This is a genomic window from Pseudoalteromonas sp. SWYJZ98, from assembly GCF_015864495.1.
In the GTDB taxonomy this organism is placed as follows: domain Bacteria; phylum Pseudomonadota; class Gammaproteobacteria; order Enterobacterales; family Alteromonadaceae; genus Pseudoalteromonas; species Pseudoalteromonas distincta.
In genome coordinates this window covers 1-3,109 of sequence record NZ_JADYXA010000079.1, presented here as the reverse complement: position 1 = coordinate 3,109, position 3,109 = coordinate 1, and the positions used below count along the sequence as shown (strand labels likewise).

The following is a 3,109-nucleotide window of genomic DNA, read 5'->3' as shown; positions in this document are numbered from 1 at the left end:
TGTTTAAATTCATTAAAGCTAGAGCGATAGGGTAATAGCTCTAGCTTGGCATACTGGCAGGATCAGTCAATAGCTAAAAAAGATCCTTAGAAAATAATTTGTCTTGGTGAATAGTTACTTAATTTTTTGATTAAATTCTAAAAACCATATTTAAAGGCCGCTGTTTACAATAAACAGCGGCCTTTATTTATTAATCACTATATAACGTATAAGCCGTACTTATATTCACACATCTAACACGCTTTTTGGTTTTTAGTTGCTTTAAATAATTGCGAAAACGCAAAACCACCTCCCGCGCCTGCAAGCAGTTGAGCATAAAAACCCCAGCCTCTTGCGCCCGCTATAATATGAATATTCATAATTGATTCAATGGCAATTAACACAATAGCAAATGCGACAATGCCAGCAATAACAAATAGCTGAGTACTGTATTTTTGAACCTTTTTATTAAGCTTTGCGGTAACAAAAAAAGCGATGGCAAGTGCTAGGGCAATAATAGCGCCGTAGGTAGGTAATAGGCCTAACCAATCATCAAGCGTTAAACTAGCACGATCACTAAAGCCCACCACTACACCTACATTAACTAATTGATTGACAACGTATTGGCTATGAAACAAGCTAGCTAGTGTGAATGTAAGTAACCAAGAAACTAAAAATGAAGGCAATATACGTGTTAAAAACGACATGGTTATCTCAACTTAAAATAAAGCTTTTCTCTTATGCTAGCCATGCTAGCAAAGGCTTGCCCCGTAAACAATGTATCTCTTTTTTTACTCTGCTTTCGCTTTGTGCGTTTTCTGTTAATGCAGATGTTGCGCTCCCAAAGGAGCAGTACAGTACAAAAACACTGGCTACGCAATTACAGTCTCCGTGGAGCATGGTTGAACTACCAAACGGCACATGGTTAATTACAGAGCGTGATGGTCATGTAGTTATAGTTAAAAACAACGCGCAATCAAGAGTAAAATTAAACCTAACAGGTTTATACGTTGCAGGCCAAGGTGGTTTACTTGACATTGTATTATCACCAGATTATAACGACTCCAAAGAAGTTATTTTTACCTATGCCCAAGGTGGTGCAAGCGCAAACAGGCTTGTTGTTGCCAAAGCCACGTTTAATGGCACTGACTTTTCAAAACCTAACATTATTTATAAAGTAGCGACTGATAAAAACACACCGCAACATTACGCAGGACGCGCCCTTATCCTACCCGACAATACGTTATTAGTTTCAACGGGCGATGGGTTTGACTTTAGAGAGCAAGCACAAGTTATCACCAGCCAACTTGGTAAAATATTACGTATAAACCTAGATGGCACCATTCCAATAGACAACCCATTTATTAATCACAAAAACCCAAATGCGCATGCTGTTTACTCACTCGGTCATCGTAACCCTCAAGGCTTAGTTTATGATTACGATACGCAGCAAATTATTAGCCACGAGCACGGCCCTGCAGGCGGTGACGAGCTAAACTACTTAACCGCTGGGACTAATTACGGCTGGCCGGTAATCACCTATGGCAAAGATTACTCGCAAGCGCGTATTTCACCATTTACCGAATATAAAGGCATGCAAAAACCAAGTGTTAATTGGACGCCATCAATAGCACCATCAGGCATGGCGTATTACGGCTCTAAACATACCGCCTTCCCTTCACTACAACAACATGTACTCATCACCACGCTAGTCGATAAAAAGCTCTACAGCGTTAATCTGGCCAACGGTGAATTTACGCAGTCTCACGTCTTCCCTGAGGCTTCAGGAAGATTAAGAGATGTATTTATAACTGATAAAGGTAACGTCGCGGTATTAACAGACGGTAAAGAGGCAGAGCTAATGTTGGTAAAACCAAAGTAGTTTACAAATAGGGTTAGAGGCGCTTCGGTTTTAGAGAGTCATAACAGTTTAAATAAAGCGGCTTTTAGTAAGCACGCCATCCGACAAAAACTATGAGTTGACAGGGACAATCAAACTTACCACATCCTTTAATACTTGATATTTGAGGTCAATATTTGCCCTTTGTTTCTTTCCTATATATTGGTGATACCGAATTAATTTGCATGAAGTAACAAATAATAAAGCTAATCGTAAAAAGAAAGACCTGACTCTATTCAATTCTAAATGAAGGTTTTAAATCCCATAATCAACGTCAGATAGAATAAATGACTGACTATAACCTGTCCTATTGTTACGGAATAATAATTATCTTGGATGCATTCAATCCCAAATCTGTCAATGAATTTCCCTGTATATAATGTCCCGATTAAGCAAAATAGAAAGAAAAATGACATAACTAAAAAGATTAAAAAAGCACCTCCTGTCGATGAGATCGAATTACTCTCAGAGAACAAACTCAAAATGCTAGCAAAGAACAACCCTATTAGATTAATCCCAATAACTCTTCTCTGGGAGCAGTCATATTTACCTTTTGCTGAACACGTTGCGCGTTTTAATCTCGTCATTTTCCACCCAAATTTGTATACTTATTAGCATAACATTTCTTTCTTAATTAGTAGCCAAAATTACTCTACTACTACACTAGTAAGGGAAGCAAGCTCATCCTTATATGAACTTTCTACAATTGACCATGCGCCCATGAAACTCAAAATGTTTTGAATCAAACTAGATTCTCCTTTAGTGATGGATACTGATGAAAACTAACGCCCCAATATGCCGACGAAACGAGCGCAGCGAGTTGAGTTCGGAATAATTGGATTGTTATGTGATTACTATTTAACGCCCCGCGCTTTTGTTTTTAGACTTAAACAAACCTTTACCAGTTAATAGCGACAAATAAACACCCACTACAATTATCATTAACATTGAGCCAATAAAAAGTTCTCTTTGAATTACAAAAGTAACTGGAATTACAGAGGCTATAAATAACATAAAAGTGGATGAGATATTCTTCTTAGTAATATAACTCGCAGTTTTAATTCTAAATAATTTCATTATTAAACTCCTTTTTTGTTTTCAGCACAAATCACATAACGAGCCTGTAGATTTACTCGTTTTTTTATTTGTTTTTTATTGATAAACAAACCATAGCTGAGTTCCTATTTTGGTTCAATCGATTACTTATTTTATGCAGAATATAAAGTGGGT

Annotated in this window: 3 protein-coding genes; 1 reads left to right on the top strand and 2 read right to left on the bottom strand. The window is 37.3% G+C overall.

The features are described from left to right. Nucleotides 1–233: 233 nt before the first annotated feature. Entirely contained in the window at nt 234–686 is a 453-nt protein-coding gene (locus tag I6F10_RS19745) for a hypothetical protein (RefSeq protein ID WP_165745040.1), read from the bottom strand. Between I6F10_RS19745 and I6F10_RS19740 the strand changes: the two genes are divergently transcribed. Continuing rightward, nucleotides 671–1,861 carry a PQQ-dependent sugar dehydrogenase gene (locus I6F10_RS19740; protein ID WP_165745039.1) on the top strand — a complete coding sequence of 397 codons (1,191 nt, stop codon included), beginning with the start codon at nt 671–673 and terminating at the stop codon, nt 1,859–1,861. The two genes, I6F10_RS19745 and I6F10_RS19740, sit on opposite strands and share 16 nt — an antisense overlap. Before the next feature lie 876 nt (nt 1,862–2,737). On the opposite strand, the gene I6F10_RS19735 is transcribed toward I6F10_RS19740, so the two are convergent. Then, the gene (locus tag I6F10_RS19735; RefSeq protein ID WP_039489617.1) at nt 2,738–2,956 is read right to left on the bottom strand and encodes a hypothetical protein; all 219 of its coding nucleotides are present in this window, start codon (nt 2,954–2,956) and stop codon (nt 2,738–2,740) included. Between the last annotated feature and the right edge of the window lie 153 nt (nt 2,957–3,109).